The following is a 19,603-nucleotide window of genomic DNA, read 5'->3' on the forward strand; positions in this document are numbered from 1 at the left end:
CTCCTGTCGTCATGATCATGGGCCAAAACACTCCCTTATTTAATTCAATCGATCTGTCCATAAGGCGGCGATGACAAACAGGGCACATATCAACATGCTCCACGAGTACGACTTATCAGAGGAAAAACTCCGCGATGTCCTCTGAAACATCCCCCTAAAATCAGCCGCGTGAAACAGCATCCAGAACAAAGAGGCCAATCCGGGGGAAACCAAGTCGCTGGCAGAACTTAAGAAAATCAATGTTGAAACCTGCGTATATTTACACCGAATGACTCATACATGTAAAAATTACGAAGAATGTCTTTTTCAATTATAAGTATTGCTTAAATATATTAATGAATACTATTTATATATTTAAATATTGCAAGAATCATATTTAATTTTATACTTATGTGATTACTTTTATATTAGGGAATGTAGAAAATGTGTAAATTATGCATGATGAATCAACTGCATGTAACTGCAGAAAGTATATCCTACAACTCAAGTGTCACAGAGCAAAAAGCGGCCCTCAGCGCTCAAACTGCCGATGGGGTTTCAGCACAGGTCGAGGTGACGGATTTCTTAGCAAATACTCTAGTCATGAATGAGGGAGAAGATGCTGACGCAGGGCCCTCGACGCAATACCTCATTGCCGCAGGGGATAGCTTTTCAGGTACACTTGAAACCAATGGGGACCGCGACTGGGTGGCGATCGACCTTAGTGCGGGATCAAATTATACGATCAACCTTAATGGGAGCGGAGCTGCGCCGGTTACAGATACTTATTTAAGAATATACGACGCCTCAGGAAACCTAGTTGCGTTTGACGATGACGGCGGGTCTGGTTTAAATTCATCTTTAAACTTTATAGCATCCACGTCAGGCAGATTTTACATCAGCGCCGCTGCCTACTCAGATGGGCAGACCGGAAGTTATACTGTCAGTGTGGAGGAGACCTTGCCTCCATCACCGCTGGATGCGCTCGATTGGGGTGGTTCAGCTGTAGATACAACAAATATTTCTGTCTACTTTGCGCAAGCTGGTGAAGTTTTTGATGGCCAAAGTTCAGATGGTTGGACGCAGGCGCAGATTGATGGTGCGATGGCGTCGTTAAACGACTTATCGCAAGGGACAAATCTCACTTTTTCGGTAGCAAGCAGCTCAAATAATGCAGAGTTTAAATTTGTAACATCTGCCTTTGGCGGCAGTACTTATGCCTATATGAATCCTCCGAGTGAAGCAAATCCAGGCGTAGCCGTTTTCAATACCTCTAATATGAATTTAGCAAACCTAGATCCAGGCTCACTTGAGTACTTTGTGTTTCAACATGAAGTTGGTCATGGACTGGGTATGGCGCACCCTCATGATACTGGGGGCGGTTCCAGTGTGATGAACGGGGTTTCTAGCTCACGCGGCGATTACGGTGACTTCGATCTCAATCAAGGTATCTATACCATGATGAGCTATAATGTTGGCCATGCAGAGCTTTATCCGGAATGGCCGAGTACTTATGGCGCGACGGTGGGCCCTATGGCGTTCGACTTGGCGCTTCTACAGGAGAAATACGGAGCAAAAGACGCAAATATAGATAATAATACATATCTCCTACCAGAACTTAACGGTTCGGGCACATTTTATTCGTGCATCTGGGACACCGGCGGTATCGATACAATCGCGTATACGGGCTTCAGCAGCGTCAATATCTCGCTTGTAGCCGCTACTCTTGATTACAGCAGCACAGGTGGTGGTGTACTCTCCTATGCAGAAGGCGTGCGCGGAGGGTATACCATCGCCAATGGTGTTGAGATAGAAAATGCTTCTGGTGGCGCTGGCAGTGATACTGTTGTTGGAAACTCCTTGGAGAATGTACTTCAGGGCTTCTCCGGCGATGATTTCCTTGATGGTGCTCAAGGAGATGATCTTTTAGAAGGTGGTGCGGGACGTGATACCTTTAGTTTCACGAGTATAGGTGACACTGACACTATTGCTGACTTTCAGGACTCAGTTGACTTTATTCAACTCGGCTCTGAATTTGGCGCGAATTCCTTTACAGAGCTGTCTTTGACCAATAGAGATGCCGACGTCATTGTCGCCTTTGGAGATAGTGAGATCATTTTACAAAATACGGATCTCTCACTTATTGGCGCCGAGGACTTCATCTTCGTTTAACTTAAAATCCCAACATTGGGGTGTAAGGTAAGCGTTTGGCGAAGGCGACCTACCAACCAGTAACGGGCCCTGTTACGCTGACATTGCAGCGTAACACCACGGCATGAGGTCGTTGATGCGGGTGATCTTGTGATCAGCGATCTGGGCCAGAATCCACGTAAGCCAGGCTTGGGGGGCCACATTGTTGAGCTTGGCTGTTTCAATGAGGGTATAGGCGATTGCCGCAGCTTTACCGCCACCTTCAGATCCCATGAAGAGATAATTTTTCCGTCCAAGAGCCACAGGTCTCATTGCCCGCTCGGCGGTGTTGTTGTCGAGCTCCAGAGAGCCATTGTCGGGATAAGGCAGTGCTTTGGGCAGGCGCGTGAGGGCATAACGAGTTGCTCCGGCCAGCGACGACTTGCTGGATATTCTGGAAAGCCATAAAGGCAAATTACAGACCGAAAATCCACTTATATCGCCTGTTCAGTTTTCCCGAACCACCTCTGAAGATCAAATTCTATAGCGTTAGGTCGCTCTCACCTAGCGCTCACGAATATCCAAATTCCGCCACGATTTAAAACCAATTGGCTCGCACGAGAAATATCTAGCGTGAGAAAAAACCACAGTTAGTTGCAACATTCAAAAGAACTATAGAAATGCCAGTATGGCCGATTGTAGCCTTTCTAACGATCACTCTTAGTATGTCGTAGTGATGACCATTACCGACAGTCGCCTAGTTACGAAGCTGCTCTACCTTGAGCAAGACGCCAAATTTGGATTGACTTTAATCCGCTTGGCGCTGAGGGCCATGTGCGGACCTTCGGGTGGTTCTATCGTGGGTTGAGGCAGGCGCACCCCAAAGCGTTCTCGGTGGCCTCTGTGACGATTGAAAACTATTCAATGGCCATTAGCAGCTTATTCGACCTAACAGTGCCACCTTACAATCAGAAGACTGAGCCTCCCCCTCTCTGCGCTTGAAGTAAATATGGGCAAGCTCATCCAGGGTCTCGATATGCATTAACCCTTCGCGCATAGCCTTCTTCATTTTGCGCGCTTTCTCACGCGCTTCATCAACACTGAGCTCTGGGAAATACCCCAGCGTCTCATGCAGGCGCTGACCTGCAACTTTGACGTAAACCGAAAAGGTTTTTTCTTTGCGCCAACTGTGACGAGCAGCCCCTCCTCTACGGAGTCGGAGAGCCGGATACGTTTGCCTTCATACTTAAAAATTTTGAGATATGAGTTGGTGAACCGGGTTGCCATGGAGATGCCTTAAATCACCCCCCCTATATGAACACGAAAAATAAATCACACGCTAGTCACACAACCAATAAAACTTGCGGCATTTCGATATAGCTCGAAACAACCGCAAGCCATTGATATTAAAAGAAGAAACAGCTCATCCTAAACCCATCAAACAGCACCCGGATAATTTGGGCTTTCGCGTGTAATCGTGACGTCGTGGGCGTGGCTTTCGCGAAGGGAGGCGCCGGAGATGCGGACGAAGGTTGCGCGGTCTTTGTACTCTGGCAGGTTCGGCGCACCGACATATCCCATGGACGCACGAACACCACCTGCGAGCTGGTGCAGAACGGAAGAGAGAGGACCTTTGTAAGGCACCTGTCCTTCAATACCTTCTGGAACCAGCTTCAGCTTATCAGAGACCTCTGCCTGGAAGTAACGATCTGCGGAACCACGTGCCATTGCACCGACAGAGCCCATACCACGATAGGCTTTGTAGGAACGGCCCTGATGCAGGTAAACCTCGCCTGGGCTTTCTTCGGTACCAGCCAACAGAGAGCCAACCATGCAGGAGCCAGCACCTGCTGCGAATGCTTTTGCCATATCGCCGGAGAACTTGATGCCACCATCCGCGATGATCGGGACATCGGCTTTAGCAGCTTCAGCAGCACAATCCAGGATCGCTGTGAGCTGAGGAACACCAACACCAGCAACAATGCGTGTTGTACAGATGGAGCCTGGTCCGATGCCTACCTTTACGGCGTCCGCACCAGCTTCGATCAGCGCTTTCGTTGCTGCTGGCGTTGCTACGTTACCAGCCACCAGCTCTACACTCGGGAAGCGTTTCTTGATTGCAGCTACCTGATCAATTACAGCCTGCGAATGGCCGTGCGCGGTATCTACGACCAGAAGGTCCACGTCAGCCTCAATCAGAGCCTCAGCGCGGCGCATACCATCTTCACCCACGCTGGTTGCTGCACCAGACAGAAGGCGACCCTGCGCATCCTTAGATGCATTCGGGTTGAGCTGCGCCTTTTCCATATCCTTAACAGTGATAAGGCCAACACAGTACTGGTTCTCATCAACCACCAGAAGCTTTTCGATACGGTGTTGGTGCAACAGGCGCTTGGCTTCATCCTGACGAACGTTATCGCGAACTGTGATCAGGTTGTCGCGGGTCATCAGTTCGCAGACCAGCTGCTCTGGGTTTGAGGCAAAACGTACGTCGCGGTTGGTCAGAATACCAACGAGACGACCTGTGGCAGTACCGCCGCGACCACCGTTTTCAACCACTGGCACACCGGAGATCTTGTGCGCTTCCATCAGGTTGAGTGCGTCTTTGAGAGTTGCATCAGGGCCAATCACCAATGGATTGACGACCATGCCGCTTTCGAATTTCTTCACCTGACGGACTTCTTCAGCCTGACGCTCTGGTGTCATGTTCTTGTGGATGATGCCGAGACCACCAGCCTGTGCCATAGCAATCGCCAGGCGCGCTTCTGTCACTGTGTCCATTGCGGAAGAGAGGATAGGCAAATGCAAATGAAGATTGCGAGAGATTCTTGAGTGCAGTTCGACCTGCGCTGGCATGATCTCAGAATGCCCTGGAAGGAGCAGAACATCATCAAAAGTCAGCGCTTCGTGACCTGAAGATGGTTCGTAAAATGTAGACATTGCCAAGTTCCCTTCGGATGAATATAGACCGCCCTGACCCACTCCCTGCTCAAGTGGATTTGACTGCAGAGTTGTCTGAAAAGATAGAGAAGTTGACGCGGGTCACTACCACGGCTTTTGCGATTTGAAAAGGGGCATTTATCAGATTTAGGCTCCGGAATGCATATTTACTCATCCCCCCATTGATTTTACTAAATTGCAAGTATCGTCAATGAGCGTTGATAGACCGAATTCCTTTAAGGTCAACTTTCCAGAACAACACCTTCAGGGATACTCAGAGGTCTTCGCCGACACTCCTGAGTGTTTTCAGACCGGAAAGCTCCGAGCATGCCGCACCGCCTCCGCATGACAACAGTGATCGTTGGCATGACGCTTTTGCTGGTGCAGTTGGATGCCACAGTGCTTGGGGTTGCGATCCCCACTATCGCTCATGATCTTAAAATTAATCCACTTTCATTGCATATGACCATATCGCTCTATCAGCTCACATTAGCGGTGTTTATTCCCATATCGGGATGGGCAGCTGACCGGTTCGGGTCAAAACGTTTGTTCGTTAGCGCAGCGCTCCTGTTTATGAGCATGTCAGTGTGATCAGCCCCACTTGAGTGGTTCGGTTTGAAAGTTAGTGCATGACTGGCCTTTTGATCAGCCCCACTTGAGTGGTCCGGTTTGAAAGTTAGTGCGCCCTTTCTAGCAATCTGACCCATCTTTTGATTGCGCGGGCAATTCAGGGGTTTGCCGGAGCCTTTCTAATGCCGATTGGACGTCTGACAGTCATCCGTATGGCAGGCACGAAGAACCTTGTGCAAGCGATGGTTTGGGTCGTCACGCCCGCTGCATTCGGAATTGCCTTTGGTCCCTTTCTGGGCGGCATTATTGTCCACTATCTCAATTGGCGCTGGATTTTTTTGGTCAATGTGCCGGTTTGCGTTGCCGTTGGTGCAATGAGCAGCTTTTACTTTCGCAATTACAGGCGGAAGAACAAGGTGCCCTTCGATTTTCCGGGGTTCATTTTGCTAGGGAGTACTGCCGCATCGCTCCTGGCTGGGATTGCTAATCTTACGAAGATCACGGCCGATGCATTTATTCCCCTTGGTCTTTTTGCAGCAAGTTTATCATTCGGCCTGGTTTTTGTATGGCATGCACGGCGCGCACGCCATCCAGTGATTGACCTGAAGCTCTTCGCAAATCTCAGCTATCGTGTCTCGACCTACGCAGCTGTCCCTTTGCGCATCGGCGTCGCTTCCTTTGCGTTTGTCATGCCGCTCATGCTGCAAATTCCCATGGGCCTTAATAGTCTGACAACAGGTCTCCTTATGGGCGCCGCTGCCATTGGAGCCCTGCTTTCACGCGTGGTCGCTCATCGATTGATCAAAACATTCGGCTTTCGCGGCGTCCTACTGCCCTTCACATTTGCTCTTTCCGTTTTAACACTGGCTGTGGGCTTTGTCTGGCTTACCAAGTCACTTGCAGCAATCGCGCTCCTCATCCTGCTCACAGGCTTCACACGAAGCCTTGTATTCACATCAGCCAACACAGCAAGCTATGCGGATCTGACTAGGTGTCTTGTTAATCAGGGTGTGAGCTTTGCAGGACTGGTTCAGCAACTCTCCATTTCACTGGCGGTTGGCTTTGCTGCTGCCGTTTTGCATGTTCGGCAGAACATCACAGAAGAGCCCATGCTCACCGGGCCTGACTTTATCTGGCTCTCCGTTTGTACTGGTTTATTTGCCTTGCTGCCCGTGCTGTTTTTCTGGTTTCTGCCCGTTAATCTCGGCAAGAACAAAGTGGATGAACAAGCACACTTACATCAATAAAAAAGGCTGGTCGAAACCAGCCTTTCTGAACATTATTTGGAGCCTCTGTAGCCCTTGGCGAGAATAAACATTTCAGGGCTGCCCTTACGGCTCGCTGGTGGCTTGATATGCACCACAGACTTAAATTCCTTCTTCAGATCCTGAAGCAACTTTGCCTCAGCGCCACCGGCAAACACCTTTGAGAGGAATGCACCACCTTCATTCAAGTTCTGACGCGCAAAATCGATTGCGATCTCGAACAAATAAGTCGTGCGCAGGTGGTCTGTTTGACGATGGCCTGTCGTTGGCGCTGCCATGTCAGACATCACCAGATCTGGGCGATGCCCGCCGAGCGCTTTCATCAGCTCATCAGGAGCATCGTCATCCAGAAAGTCTTTTTGAAGGATCACAACACCTGGGATCGGCTCAACTTCGAGATAATCAATCCCAACCACTAATGGCTCATCATCCATTGAGCCAACGATCGGCGCCGTCAGCTGCGACCAACCACCTGGAGCACATCCCAAGTCGACCACACGCATACCCGGCTTCAGGATTTCATGTTTCTCGTTGATCTCGATCAGCTTGTAGGCCGCCCTGGAGCGATAGCCATCGACCTTGGCACGGCGGACGTACGGATCATTCAGCTGGCGTTGTAGCCAGAGTGTTGAGGAGTTGGACCGTTTACGCGCAGTTTTCACGCGCTGAAACATGCCCCGATCACCTGATCCACGACCACTAGAGTTGCCGCTCATCTGTTATATTCCTTTCTAGGGGTGCGCCGGCGCTTATGGTTGGAGTTGCTCCAGACTTTGTCTGCAGCCATCATCTCCATCAAAATACCTTCCCGCAGTCCTCTGTCAGCCACACGTAAACGCTGACAAGGCCATCTGCGGCGTATTCCTTCCAAAATTGCGCAACCTGCTAGCACCAAATCGGCTCGGTCCTCACCAATACAAGGGTTTTCCACCCGTTCTTGATAGGACATATTCAAAAGCTGGTTAATCATGGCTGAAACATCTTCCTGTTCCATCCATGCTCCATCAACGCGGCGGCGATCATAGCGTTTAAGGCCCAAGTGGACCCCGGCCAATGTAGTCACCGTCCCGGATGTTCCCAGCATATGGACATTTCCGCGCTCTATAGCACGGGAGAGTTCATTGCCAAGAGGGAAATTCTCCAATCGCTGCGAGACATCACCAACCATAGCTTCAAAAACATCTGGTGTGACGTGCACACCTCCGTGACTTTCCGCCAGATTTACAACGCCCAGAGGCAGAGACGTCCATGTTCGGACAAAGCGCGTCAGTGCATATCCCCGCGCACCATATCTGTTGCGCAGATCGAGCCAGACAATCTCAGAGGATCCACCCCCAATATCGAAAAGCAAAACACCATCAGCCTCAGGATCGACCAGAGAAACACACCCTGCAACGGCTAAGCGTGCTTCAGTCTCCTGACTGACAATCTCAAGCTCCAGCCCCGCTTCTTTCTTGGCACGGCTGACAAACTCCTCGCCATTTTCAGCTGCCCGGCAAGCCTCAGTTGCAATGAGCCGTGCCCGCAGAACGCCGCGCTCGGAAATCTTTTGCTGACAAACCTGCAAGGCCTCGATGGCTCGTGAAATAGCGTCATCAGAGAGTTTCCGATTACGCCCGACCCCCTCCCCCAAGCGTACGATCTTGGAGTAGGCATCGACAACGCGAAATCCACGCTGTTCCGGTCTGGCTATCAGCAACCGGCAATTGTTGGTACCGAGGTCCAAAGCTGCGTAGAGCTCCTGAGACCCTGTCGCCTGATGTCTGTGGCGCGAAGGAAAACGATGCGTCCCATCACCCCGCACATCCGCAGGATGACGGCGTCGGCTTGCATCATTTTCGCGGGATCTGTAGCCTTGAGAAGGACGCGGAGAATGCTGCTCTGCAGACCCAGATTGTCTGACTTGCGTTGACCCATGCGTTTTAGCCTCCTCCTTAGGTGCAGGAGCAGGTTGTATAACTTCTACTGATGTGCCGCCCGGATCAATATTGACAACGGGCGCATGTAGTTTCTGGTTTAGGAGCGCACGTCTTTCTGCCCGATTAGGCTTTGCGCGACGTGCTTTCCTCTGCCGCTTGGCGCCTTCAGGACGAGAACTGCCAGCCTCTTCCGCAATCCCAGCAGAATGACCAGCTTCAGCGCGGTGCAAAGACGCATTTTTGGCGTCTCCACCCTGGCGCTTTCTATGGCGTTGCTTCCGTCTGCCCTTTTTTGAGCTTCCCGGGACGCCGGGCGTTCTCGCTCCATCCGAAGAGGACCGCTCACCCGTTTTCTTCAAGTGCTATGCCTTTGTGCAGTCCATGAGGCATCTAAATGCGATCTGGACTGAAGTCATTTTAAGTTGGCAACATTGTAACAGTTTCATGGCAAACAGCAATCGCCCCATTTGAATGGTACAGTCCTAAATTTAAACGAATTCTCTCAAATTGCAGGAAACTCCAGAGGCTTACGATTTTGGGGTCGTTGACAGGCGCTGGCACCGTGACACGCTTGCCAGAACACACTTGCGCGTAAATGCGCAGATCCATGTCCTTATTCACAAGAGAAGGGCCTGAAATCCTCTTAGCCCACTGATTTTGTTAAAACTCACGAGAACCAAGTTGACAAGGTCCGGTCCGAACACTAAAAGCCCACTCACCGACGAATTGAACACCTTGTTTCACTTTGTTGGTTGGCAGTAGCTAACGTGCTGTTATTGCTGGGGATTAGTTTAATGGTAGAACAGCGGACTCTGACTCCGTCGGTCCTGGTTCGAGTCCAGGATCCCCAGCCAATTACTCACGTATCAAATGCTTCAACTGCTTGGTAGGGAACACTTCCCTCCTGTTCTGCTGGGGATTAGTTTAATGGTAGAACAGCGGACTCTGACTCCGTCGGTCCTGGTTCGAGTCCAGGATCCCCAGCCATTTTCTTCTATAAATCAAAACTGAACAGATTGATTGAGCGGCTCCGATATTCCGCTGATTGACGGTTTCGTGCGCCTCAAGAACACTTCTTGCAACGTTTACGCTTGCAGAGGTTGTATCATGCCCTTCTCCCCCAAACGGATTGCTGTTTTTGGCGCAAGCGGCGCGATTGGGTCTGCTTTTGTGAATGAGTGTCTTGATCGCTATGACACAGCGGATATGTTTTGTTTTGCCCGCTCTCCAGAACGCATTCCGGTCCATGAGCGCGTTGAGAGCCACGCCTTTTTGCTAGAGGATACGGAGGGGTTTAACGCCAGTGCAGATGCGATTAAGGCAGCTGGGGGACTTGATCTGATTTTCGTGGCAACTGGGCAGCTTCACAGCGACACTTCAAAGCCGGAGAAGACTATCCGCTCACTCTCGGCGGCGGGTATGGAGGAGACATTTCATACAAATGCCATTCTCCCCAGCTTGATCATGAGGCACTTTCTGCCGCTTTTGCCCAAACACAAAAAGGCTGTTTTTGCTGCGACCTCAGCACGCGTTGGCAGCATTTCCGATAATCATCTGGGCGGGTGGTATTCGTACCGCGCCTCAAAAGCTGCGCTCAACATGCTTATCAGGTGCGCTGCGATTGAAATGCAGCGCACGCATCAAGGTTCGATCATTATCGGAATGCACCCGGGCACGGTGGACAGCTCACTCTCCAAACCGTTTCAACGCGGCATGCCAGAAGGGCAATTGATGCAGCCTGAGAAATCCGCTGCAATGCTGCTGGATGTGATCAGTGAGGTTGACCAGTCCCAAACCGGCAAATGCCTAGCATATGACGGGACTGAGATCGCTCCCTGATAGATCATCAAGCTTCTTCTGTAGTTTTCAGAACATACTGCTCAAAAACATCGCGGCTTTGCGTCAGAAGCGCATCGCACCATTCTTGTGTATCGACAAAGAGTGCATCCTTGAGTTCCTGTCGGATTTCAGCGGCTAGTTTTGGAGCAACAGTATCCCGATTGCGTTTCAGCCAGTTGTCGCGGCGATGAGCGTCCAGCACCTGTTCAAATGGGACGGTGCCAAATTCTAGGATTAGCTTGGTTGGTGGGACCTCCAGATCCAAACTGTCCAAAGTATCGCACATGAAACCGCCAATGAGGCTCCATTCCGCTTCTTCGCCGGGCTTTGAACTGAGGTCCATCACCTCGCAAAAGCCGCAAGGACCGACACCAGTGTGCAGATCAATGATCGTTGCGCGCTTTGCGCCTTGTCCATAACAGACAATGACTTGCTTTAGGGTTTTGGTGGACCAGGACGTTTCCTCCCCGCCGTAAAACAGTCCCATTGGGACTGAGTATTGCCCTTTCAGCACTTTTTGCGTCAGAGCGCCAGCTCCGTTCTTTTCGGTATAGGTTTTGATTGCGGTGTTGGCAGCCTCCCACTCCTCTCCCGTGATCTGAGGCGCACAAATGGCGGTGTGCAGCTCTTCGTAGTCAGGGTTTTGAGGAAGGTTTCCATCAAAGCAAATGGAATTGCGATTGTTGTCGACGTTGTTCTCATCTGTCCGCGTGAAAATCGCGCAGCCAGTTGGGTTGACTGCATGCACCCAGACCACTTTTGTATTGTCTGGGAGTTGCTCAAGATAGCGCTGCATCAAGTCCAGCTGAATTCCAGAGCTAGCTGTAAGTTCTGTTCCGTGCACGCCTGAAGTAATGAACACCACATGCTCACTGTCAGGTTTGCCTTGCAAAGCAACAGTCATCTGCACAGGCCCCTCCTCACTCTTGAAGGTTGGGTGCGGGATGACCTCTGTCTCAAACCCAAGTCGACTGGCCAGGTCCATGAAACGCTGTTGAGCTTGGAAATAGTCCTCAGAGAAAATGGGATTTGCAGGCATTGTGTACTCTTCAAATAACGGGATGAAGCTGTGATATATCGGCGGTTGCATTACACACCTAATTGACCCAGAAAGAATAATCTAGTCTGTTGTTCCTTATCTCTTTTTTCTCGCATCACATGCAAGTTTTCAATCATTTGCGATGATGCGTCTTCAGATCAGGCTGCCGCTGCGCGCCCATAGAGTTAGCAGCGATCAGCTTCCCGGGAGCGAATAATGAAAAGAAAACTGATACTAGATGTGGACACCGGCACGGATGATGCTGTTGCCATTATGCTGGCTGCTTTGCATGAAGATCTTGACCTGATTGGCGTAACCACCGTGAACGGGAATGCTGAGCTGCATTACTGCACAGATAATTCCCTTCGCGTGCTCGACTATATCGGCAAGCCTGAGATTCCGGTTTATGCAGGCTGTCACAAGCCTCTCGTACGAAATGACTTTCCGACGCCGCGCACGAAGAATGATCTGACTGAGAAGATCCACGGCAAGCATCTTCCTCTGCCGGAAACTGCTTTAAAAGCACAAAAGCAGCATGCGGTTGAGTATCTGGTAGAGACCTACCGCAGTGCAACTGATCCAATCACGCTTGTCCCAGTTGCGCCACTTACAAACATTGCAGCAGCGCTGGCTGTTGAGCCAAAGCTGGTGGACCTCATTCCTGAAGTTGTGATCATGGGTGGTGGTCATGACGTTGGTAATGTAACTCCTGCTGCGGAGTTCAACATCTGGGCTGACCCTGAAGCTGCTTATGCAGTCTTCAACGCTGGCTTTGAAAAGTTGACCATGGTGCCGTTGGACGCAACACACAAAGCTTTGGTGACAGCAACGCAATGTCGCCAGTTTGATGAGCTGGGCACGCCTGCTGGTAAGGCAATGGCGGCTTGCACTGGTCACCGCATTGGCATTCACGACAAGATCCAGAAGATGGATGTTGAGCACAGTGCGCCCGTGCATGATGCACTTTGTATTGCGCACCTTATTCTGCCAGACGTGATTACACTGGAAGAATATCCGGTCGACATTGAAACTCAGGGGGCGCTGACTGTTGGGTGCACAGTTGTTGACAAGAACCATCGCGGCACCAAACAAGCCAATTGTAAAGTGGCCTTTGACGCGAATGCTGCACTCTTCGTTGATATCATGATGAAGACGTTCGCAAGCAATAAGTAAAATCAGAAAGCGCCGAGAGCATTGGGCTGTCGGCGCCTTTAAACACCTTACTTTGTGAACGCCATCTGATTGGCGTTGCCGAGCATCCAACGTGACCCGAACTTATCAATTGCAACACAGCTGGCAGATGTTTCTGATCCAAACATCAGGCATTTCACTTTGACAGCGGTCGCCAATTGACGACGCAAAGAGTAATGGTTTTCTGCAGGCCACATCAGGCCAACGCGTATAATCCCATAAGGATGATAGATATCGAGCTGGCGTTTATCGACAACTTCCGCTCGTCCGCTCACTTCTGTTAATTGCTGGATGCCTAAGGCATTGCTTACCGAAACTGACATCAGCTTTGTCGACAGACCTGTCAATATCACCATCAAAAACTTGAGTGAGCGCATCATTTCTCTCCGTGGTCGCACCTTTAATTCCATGAGGGAAAATCAAAGCATACCACAGATAAGACGCACTCAATGCGCTTTATTGCATTTTTGTGACGATTGAGGGGTGTTGTGAACCTAATTGATCTGCTGCTGTTCACTCAAACGGCTCATGCCTTCAATTTTATCATTTGGTTTTGAGGGGAAATCAGATCTTTGGGCTATAATTCGCTCTGCAATTTGCATCTGAAAGGCTGGGTATAGATTAGATGCTTCGTTCTTGTGTTCATCAACTGTTTGACGAGTTAGTCTCCTGCGAGCAATTTCTTGATAACTGCGGAGAGCTTATGTGGCGCGACAAGCTTCGCCAGACGCGTGTCATTGACGCTGCCGGTAATGAAGCGCTCGATCTGGATTTACTGCTCTCCTATTTTTCTCAAAGTGAAGCATTCTTTGAGTTGGAGCTCTCTCAAGATCTTGGTCACCGCGTGAGTGAGACGACCGAACCGGGTGCAAACTCTCACCTGGTCACATTGAGGCTGGATATCTTTTATCTTGCGCAGAAGTGCCGAGACGAAGGCAATGCGAGCATTGTTATCATCTCGGCCTGTCCATAATCACATTACTCAGCTGGTGTATTCGTGGTGCCCAGCGCCTTATCAAGCTCGCTGTGCAGCTTTTCCTCGCTGGCTTTGCGTGGTGTCGTATAGCGCATCAGCAGGAGGTAGGCAGCTGGCGTTACGAAGAGCGTGGAAAGTGTTGCAAAACCCAAACCACCAACGATCACCCACCCCATCTCGATGCGTGCTTCTGCTCCTGCTCCAAAAGCCATGACCAACGGCACGCCACCAAGGACGGTTGAAACCACTGTCATGACAACTGGACGGAAGCGGATGAGGCATGCATCGTGGATCGCCTCAAAGACCGAACGCCCCTCTTCCCGCAATGTGTTGGCAAACTCGACAATGAGAATGCCGTTTTTGGCCATCAAGCCGACGAGCAAGATGATACCGATCTGGGAGTAGACATTGATTGACCCTCCCGTCAGGCCAATGGAGATGATCGCTGCTGAAATGCCGAAGGGCACAGTACAGAGAATGACAAACGCACTCATGAAGCTTTCAAACTGCGCAGCAAGCACAAGGAAGACCACCAGGATTGCAAAGAGGAACGTCATGTAGACGTTGGACGTGGTTTTCTCCAAAACGGCTGCTTCACTCAAAAGCGTGACGTTTGTGCCTTCTGGCAAGACCTCCTCTGCAACTTCCTTCATGTCAGAGATTGCCTGAGCAAGATCATACCCGTCATTGATGGAGATGGTGACCGGAACTGCTCTTTGTTGCTCTTCACGCGTCAAGCTTGGAGCTACGGCCTCTTCTTCAATAGAAACAATAGAAGACATAGGCAGCATGGTGCCGTCTTTGCTCTTGATGAAGATGTTTTCAAGGTCGCGTGTAGACTGCAATGGCAGGCCACCAGCTTCCATCACCATCGGAATGCCGTCATCTTCTACGAAGAGGTCCGCTACTGACGAGCCATCGAGCAGCATACGCAAGTTGGAGGCAATCCGGTCAGAAGACAGACCCAGATCGTTTGCACGTTCCCTGTCTACACTCACCAGCAACTGCGGCTGTGTCGTCTCATAAGACACAGAGGCAAAGCCAACTTTGTCGCCGTAACGGGCCTGCATCTCCGAGACGATATCATCTGCGTTTTCAGCTAGTTCATTATAATTGGTGCCGGTCACCGCAAAGCGAAGGCCCTGCCCAGCACCGCGGATTCCGATTGTATTTGGTTGAGCAACACGCACCTTCAGACCCGGGATTTTTGCGGTCTTGCGCTGTAGCTCATTGACGATTTCCTGCTGACTGCGATCGCGCTCGGCCCAGTCTTTCAAAGACATAACAAGGAAACCACGATTGATCTGCCCGCCCATGCCAACAAGGCTCATGATGCTGCGCGCCTCGCCATTATTGACGTAGGGTTGAGCGATATACTCCAGCTCACTCATTTTGCCTGCGGTGTAGTCCAGACTTGCCCCTTGAGGAGTGGAAGCGATCATGAAAATCACAGACCTGTCCTCTGTTGGAGTGAGCTGACGCGGCAGTGAGGTATACTGGGATGCCCCCGCTATTACAAAGAGAGTTGCGGCGCCCAGTAGTATGAATGGCCGACGTAATGTCCAATCCAACGTGCTGGAGTACCAGCGCTCAATGGCAGTCCCCATATTGGAGATCACAACCCAAGCCGCAGAGGGTTTGTGCGTGTCCTCATAATTTTTCGTACGCAGCAGACGGGATGCCATCATCGGCGCGAGTGTCAGCGCAACGAAGGAGGACAGCATCACGCTGATTGCAAGCACAAAGCCAAACTCAGAGAAAAGCTTGCCGACACTGCCTGGTAGGAATGAAATTGGAATAAACACAGCAGCCAGAGTTGCCGTTGTGGTGATAACTGCGAAGAAGACCTCACGCGTACCAAGGATCGCAGCAGCACGCGGCCCCTGCCCTTTGTGAACGCGTTTAGAGATATTTTCCAGAACCACAATTGCATCATCAACCACCATACCGGTTGCCAACAACAGCGCCAGAAGCGTCAAAACATTTGCGGAGAAACCCGCCAGCCAGATGCCAACCAATGCACCAATCAAAGCGACAGGAACAGTTACGGCTGGAATAAGCGTGACGCGGATGGACCCAAGGAACAACAACATCACACCGATCACAATGCTGGTGGAGAGGAACAGCGAAAATACGACTTCCTTGATTGCACCACCGATGAACGTGGCATCATCACTACTGACGTTGACTTCTACATCGTTTGGTAGCTGATCCTGCATACGCTCTATTTCAGCGCGAACATCGTTGGAGATATCTATCGTGTTTGAATTTGCCGAGCGAATAACACCCATTCCGACGGCACGTTTGCCGTTGTAGAATGCGCCAGAGGATGCGCGTTCCGGGCCATAACTCACAAAGGCAATATCGCGAATTCTGGTGGTCTCATTGAGCTTGACCATGCCGATTTGCTCGGCTGTTTTCACATCGGAATTCGCGCGAACAAAGAGCTCCTGATCACCTGTTTCCAGTGAACCGCCGGAGGTATCAAGCGCGAGTTCTTCCAAGACAGAACGTAAATTATCAGGTGTCAGGCCACGAGAGGACATAGCCTGCACGTTGATCGCGATTTTGAAGACTGGTGTTTGAGAACCATACAGATCAACACTGGCAACACCAGGTACGGATGTGATGCGGTCAACAATCTCATCATCAACAAACTTGCTGAGTTCCTCAATGCGCATTTCATCAGAAGTTACGACAACGCGCATAACGGGATCTGCATCCGCGTCGGCCTTTACGACAACCGGCGTATCCGCATCCACGGGTAGGTTACGCCCTGCTCCGCTCACGGCATCACGAATGTCATTGGCTGCTTCACTGACATCGACACTGTCATTGAATTCGACAGTAATCCGGCTGCGGCCATATTTTGAGTTGGAGGAAATGGATTCAATGCCTGCGGTCCGGGCAATCGCTTTTTCCAGCACACTGGTTATCTCGGCATCCGTAACTTCTGGCGGAGCACCTGAATATGTGGTCGTCACCGTTACAACGGGTCGGTCTACATTGGGCATTTCGCGCACTTCAACGCCAAGTAATGCTGCGATACCGGCCACGATAATAAGAAGGTTCAGGGTAATTGCCAGAACCGGGCGCCGTACACACAAGGCATACAATCCGCTCAAGTGACTTTCCCGTGTCGATTTTTTGTCGGTTGTCATAGAAACACCTTTGGGTCAGTCATTCAGGAGCTGGATTTCGTCGTGCCATCAGGCGATATTCCAGATTGGGAACCAGAGCTTTTTACTGGTTCGCTCTTATCGGTCTGGCCTGTGCCTGGCTTATTCTTGCCTTGACCGTTACCCTTCCCTTTACGCTGAGCACCAACGTTCTCATCTAAGGTCTGGGTCTCACTCACGAGCGGTGCGTTTACACCTTCGGGATTGGTTAGAGTAAAGCCCGGCTCAGCCTGAAGCGTGACTTTCGTGCCTGGGCGCAAGTCGCGAACTGACTCTGTAATCACGATATCACCCGGCTCTACCTCGCCTTCGATCAATACCCGGTCAGCGCTGCGTTCAATGACGGTTACGTCGGCTCGCAGAGCTTCTCCGTTTTCAGCAAGCCAGACATGCGGGCCGGAACGATCCCATTTGAGCGCGATGGACGGGACGGATGGCCATTCATCCCCTTCCAATTGGACACGAGCGTCGAATGCGATCCCAGACCTCAGAAGATCGTCAGGATTTGCCACTGTTGCCTGTACTTTCAAGGTGCGGGATTCGGAGTTGACGCGATTTTCCAGAGCCGTTAGCTTACCGCTGAATGTATGCCCCGGCATGGCTTCTGTGCGAAGTTCAACAGAATCCCCGCGTTTGACCTTGTTGGCAAACCGTTCTGGCACGACAAATTCCACCAGAATGCTTGAGCGATCGTCCAGACCTGTTATGCGAGAAGACTGGGTTACGTAGTCGCCAATTTCGACATCCATGATGCCGAGAATACCTTCAAATGGCGCTCTCACCAGTCTGCGATCGAGATCGATACTGGCTTTGTCCAGATCCAGTCGGGCCTGATTTGTTGCCAGCACAGCGTTTTGCATCTGGACTGTCGAGATGGTCTGTGAAGACATCAGCTTTTCATAGCGCTCAACCTGCTCTTCAGCATCTTTAAGCGCAAGTTTGGCGCGGTTGACCGCCAGTTTCTCTTCTGCATCATCCAGACGTAAAACCACATCCCCTGTAGAGACGCGTGTCCCTGCCTTGAAAGGCAGCTCCTGAATGCGTCCAGAGCTTTCCGGGTAGAGATCTGTCATTTTTGCGGCACGGCCTGTTCCGATTGCACGGACAAACGTGTCGGTTACGCCTGTGGTCACATTACGGGCGCGAGCCAGAATTTCCTGATTGCCACCACCGCCACGTTTTCCGCTGCCACGCTTGCCCTGCTGTTTGTTGCCAGAGCCCTTCACGGCGACATCAGCCATCTCAGCTGGCCAGAGCGTTAGTCCAACGGAAGCGAACAGGGGGACAGGCTGGGAGAACAGAACCGGCTTGCCGATATATAATCCTGCAACACCAATTACGACGGCGATCAGACCAACTTTTACAGCCTGTCTAGAACGGGACATAAACACCCAACTCCTACCAGAATTTGCAGTACTTGCGGCTATTCAGGCTCACTGGATCAATGAGGAGCCTCTTGGCGATTCAAGCACGCTTGAAAGAACACATTAGTTGAGAGTGTTTTACATTGCTTTTGTGAGACATGTGCATTTTGAAGTTTGTAAAAACGTAATGACATTGTCTGAACCGGCGATTTGCTACAGTTCGTTACACTTTCCTTGATCTGCCACCGCGTTTTCCAGAGGCAGATGCACAAAAGGCCTGACAGTGATATCAGGCCTTTCAGTCATTTTCGCGATGTTACGTTTAGCTAGACGCTGAGTGGTTCCACTGGGTTACTTGCCGGACGCACCACAACGCGTGATCCATTTGGCACGCGGTTGTACAGGTCAATCACGTCCTGGTTCAGCAGTCGGATACAACCACTTGAGACATTTTTGCCGATAGACCAGTGCTCGTTGGTTCCGTGCAAGCGGTACAACGTGTCTTTGCCGTTCTGGAACAGGTAAAGTGCACGGGCGCCCAGCGGGTTTTCAATGCCTGGCGCCATGCCATAGCGGAATTCTTCAAGCTCTGGCTGGCGTGCAATCATCTCTGCTGGCGGTGTCCATTTTGGCCACTGGCGCTTGTACTGGATGACAGCATCGCCATTCCAGCTAAAGCCAGCACGGCCCACACCAACACCGTAGCGCATGGCAGTGCCATCACCACGCACCAGATAGAGAAAGCGGTTGGATGGGTCGACTACAAGTGTGCCACCAACTTCCGGGCCGTTGTAGTTCACCACCTGACGGAGGTACTTACCGTCTGGGATCTGATTGAGATTGACTGCAGGGATGGGGAATTTTTCTTCCGGCATCGGGCCATAAACAGCCTTGTAGTACGGATCCTGGCGAAGGTCGGCCACAGTCTTGCGTTTTGGAGCACCGGTTGTCTGACAGCCTGCCAAAGCGAGGGCTGCTGTTCCGATTACAAAACCACGTCTGGACAAACTACCTTTGTTACAATGCCTCGCCTTCTCGGCAGTTGTACTTAAAAAGCTCATGGTCACCCTATTATTGTTCCTTAAGTTAGATTGCCGAGCATGTTGCAATAAGCATATCGCACAGCCGATTTGCGTTTCTAACTTGTCTCTATCAATAACTAATTGAGGAAGACAGATGGTCACGACAATTTGAACCTATGCACAATTCACT

General features: G+C 50.9%; 15 protein-coding genes and 2 tRNA genes. 8 read left to right on the plus strand and 9 right to left on the minus strand.

All coding sequences use genetic code 11. The features are described 5' to 3' along the window. Window positions 1-438: 438 nt before the first annotated feature. A complete protein-coding gene (locus PsWM33_RS09540; RefSeq protein ID WP_063300063.1) occupies window positions 439-2,151 on the plus strand; it encodes a M10 family metallopeptidase C-terminal domain-containing protein in 1,713 nt (570 codons plus the stop codon). 72 nt (window positions 2,152-2,223) lie between these two features. On the opposite strand, the gene PsWM33_RS26750 is transcribed toward PsWM33_RS09540, so the two are convergent. Then, window positions 2,224-2,583: an IS66 family transposase gene (locus PsWM33_RS26750; protein ID WP_208994489.1), complete on the minus strand. Its 360-nt coding sequence runs from the start codon at window positions 2,581-2,583 to the stop codon at window positions 2,224-2,226. A 963-nt stretch (window positions 2,584-3,546) separates the two neighbouring features. Then, complete coding sequence (guaB, locus tag PsWM33_RS09555; protein WP_063300064.1) at window positions 3,547-5,049, minus strand: IMP dehydrogenase; 1,503 nt, start codon at window positions 5,047-5,049, stop codon at window positions 3,547-3,549. Window positions 5,050-5,376: 327 nt separating this feature from the next. Here guaB and PsWM33_RS28665 point away from each other — a divergent pair, with 327 nt between their 5' ends. Together PsWM33_RS28665 and PsWM33_RS09560 are read left to right on the plus strand one after the other, a co-directional pair. Next, window positions 5,377-5,640, plus strand: coding sequence for an MFS transporter (locus tag PsWM33_RS28665; protein ID WP_208994490.1), 264 nt, complete (start codon window positions 5,377-5,379; stop codon window positions 5,638-5,640). Window positions 5,641-5,747: 107 nt separating this feature from the next. Further along, window positions 5,748-6,866 (plus strand): MFS transporter, encoded by a 1,119-nt coding sequence (locus tag PsWM33_RS09560; protein ID WP_446737444.1) that lies wholly within the window; start codon window positions 5,748-5,750, stop codon window positions 6,864-6,866. Between the two features lie 32 nt (window positions 6,867-6,898). Here the strand turns inward: PsWM33_RS09560 and PsWM33_RS09565 are convergent, their stop codons facing one another. Beyond that, a complete protein-coding gene (locus PsWM33_RS09565) occupies window positions 6,899-7,600 on the minus strand; it encodes an RlmE family RNA methyltransferase (protein WP_057466074.1) in 702 nt (233 codons plus the stop codon). Then, on the minus strand, window positions 7,597-9,033 hold the full coding sequence (locus PsWM33_RS09570; RefSeq protein ID WP_063296464.1) for a Ppx/GppA phosphatase family protein: 1,437 nt from the start codon (window positions 9,031-9,033) through the stop codon (window positions 7,597-7,599). The genes PsWM33_RS09565 and PsWM33_RS09570 overlap by 4 nt, the downstream gene beginning before the upstream one ends. A gap of 550 nt (window positions 9,034-9,583) precedes the next feature. Between PsWM33_RS09570 and PsWM33_RS09575 the strand changes: the two genes are divergently transcribed. From PsWM33_RS09575 to PsWM33_RS09585, 3 genes are all read left to right on the plus strand, one after another. Then, a tRNA-Gln gene (locus tag PsWM33_RS09575) sits at window positions 9,584-9,657 on the plus strand. Between the two features lie 59 nt (window positions 9,658-9,716). Continuing rightward, window positions 9,717-9,790 (plus strand) — tRNA-Gln (locus PsWM33_RS09580). Between the two features lie 120 nt (window positions 9,791-9,910). Continuing rightward, complete coding sequence (locus tag PsWM33_RS09585; RefSeq protein ID WP_063300081.1) at window positions 9,911-10,642, plus strand: SDR family NAD(P)-dependent oxidoreductase; 732 nt, start codon at window positions 9,911-9,913, stop codon at window positions 10,640-10,642. Window positions 10,643-10,649: 7 nt separating this feature from the next. On the opposite strand, the gene PsWM33_RS09590 is transcribed toward PsWM33_RS09585, so the two are convergent. Next, the gene (locus tag PsWM33_RS09590) at window positions 10,650-11,681 is read right to left on the minus strand and encodes a DUF2817 domain-containing protein (protein ID WP_082826955.1); all 1,032 of its coding nucleotides are present in this window, start codon (window positions 11,679-11,681) and stop codon (window positions 10,650-10,652) included. Window positions 11,682-11,897: 216 nt separating this feature from the next. Between PsWM33_RS09590 and PsWM33_RS09595 the strand changes: the two genes are divergently transcribed. Beyond that, window positions 11,898-12,854, plus strand: a complete 957-nt coding sequence (locus PsWM33_RS09595; protein ID WP_063300065.1) for a nucleoside hydrolase — start codon at window positions 11,898-11,900, stop codon at window positions 12,852-12,854. 47 nt (window positions 12,855-12,901) lie between these two features. Here PsWM33_RS09595 and PsWM33_RS09600 read toward each other — a convergent pair whose 3' ends face one another. Next, complete coding sequence (locus PsWM33_RS09600; protein ID WP_063300066.1) at window positions 12,902-13,249, minus strand: hypothetical protein; 348 nt, start codon at window positions 13,247-13,249, stop codon at window positions 12,902-12,904. Between the two features lie 248 nt (window positions 13,250-13,497). On the opposite strand from PsWM33_RS09600, the gene PsWM33_RS09605 reads away from it, so the two are divergent. Next, window positions 13,498-13,845: a hypothetical protein gene (locus PsWM33_RS09605; protein WP_063300067.1), complete on the plus strand. Its 348-nt coding sequence runs from the start codon at window positions 13,498-13,500 to the stop codon at window positions 13,843-13,845. Window positions 13,846-13,850: 5 nt separating this feature from the next. On the opposite strand, the gene PsWM33_RS09610 is transcribed toward PsWM33_RS09605, so the two are convergent. The 3 genes from PsWM33_RS09610 to PsWM33_RS09620 form a co-directional block, all read right to left on the minus strand. Next, window positions 13,851-17,009, minus strand: a complete 3,159-nt coding sequence (locus PsWM33_RS09610; RefSeq protein ID WP_063300068.1) for an efflux RND transporter permease subunit — start codon at window positions 17,007-17,009, stop codon at window positions 13,851-13,853. A 23-nt stretch (window positions 17,010-17,032) separates the two neighbouring features. Then, window positions 17,033-18,412 (minus strand): efflux RND transporter periplasmic adaptor subunit, encoded by a 1,380-nt coding sequence (locus PsWM33_RS09615; RefSeq protein WP_063300069.1) that lies wholly within the window; start codon window positions 18,410-18,412, stop codon window positions 17,033-17,035. Between the two features lie 305 nt (window positions 18,413-18,717). Further along, window positions 18,718-19,398: a L,D-transpeptidase gene (locus PsWM33_RS09620; protein ID WP_063300070.1), complete on the minus strand. Its 681-nt coding sequence runs from the start codon at window positions 19,396-19,398 to the stop codon at window positions 18,718-18,720. Window positions 19,399-19,603 lie beyond the last annotated feature (205 nt).

The sequence above is a fragment of the Pseudovibrio sp. WM33 genome, from assembly GCF_001623165.1.
GTDB lineage: Bacteria > Pseudomonadota > Alphaproteobacteria > Rhizobiales > Stappiaceae > Pseudovibrio.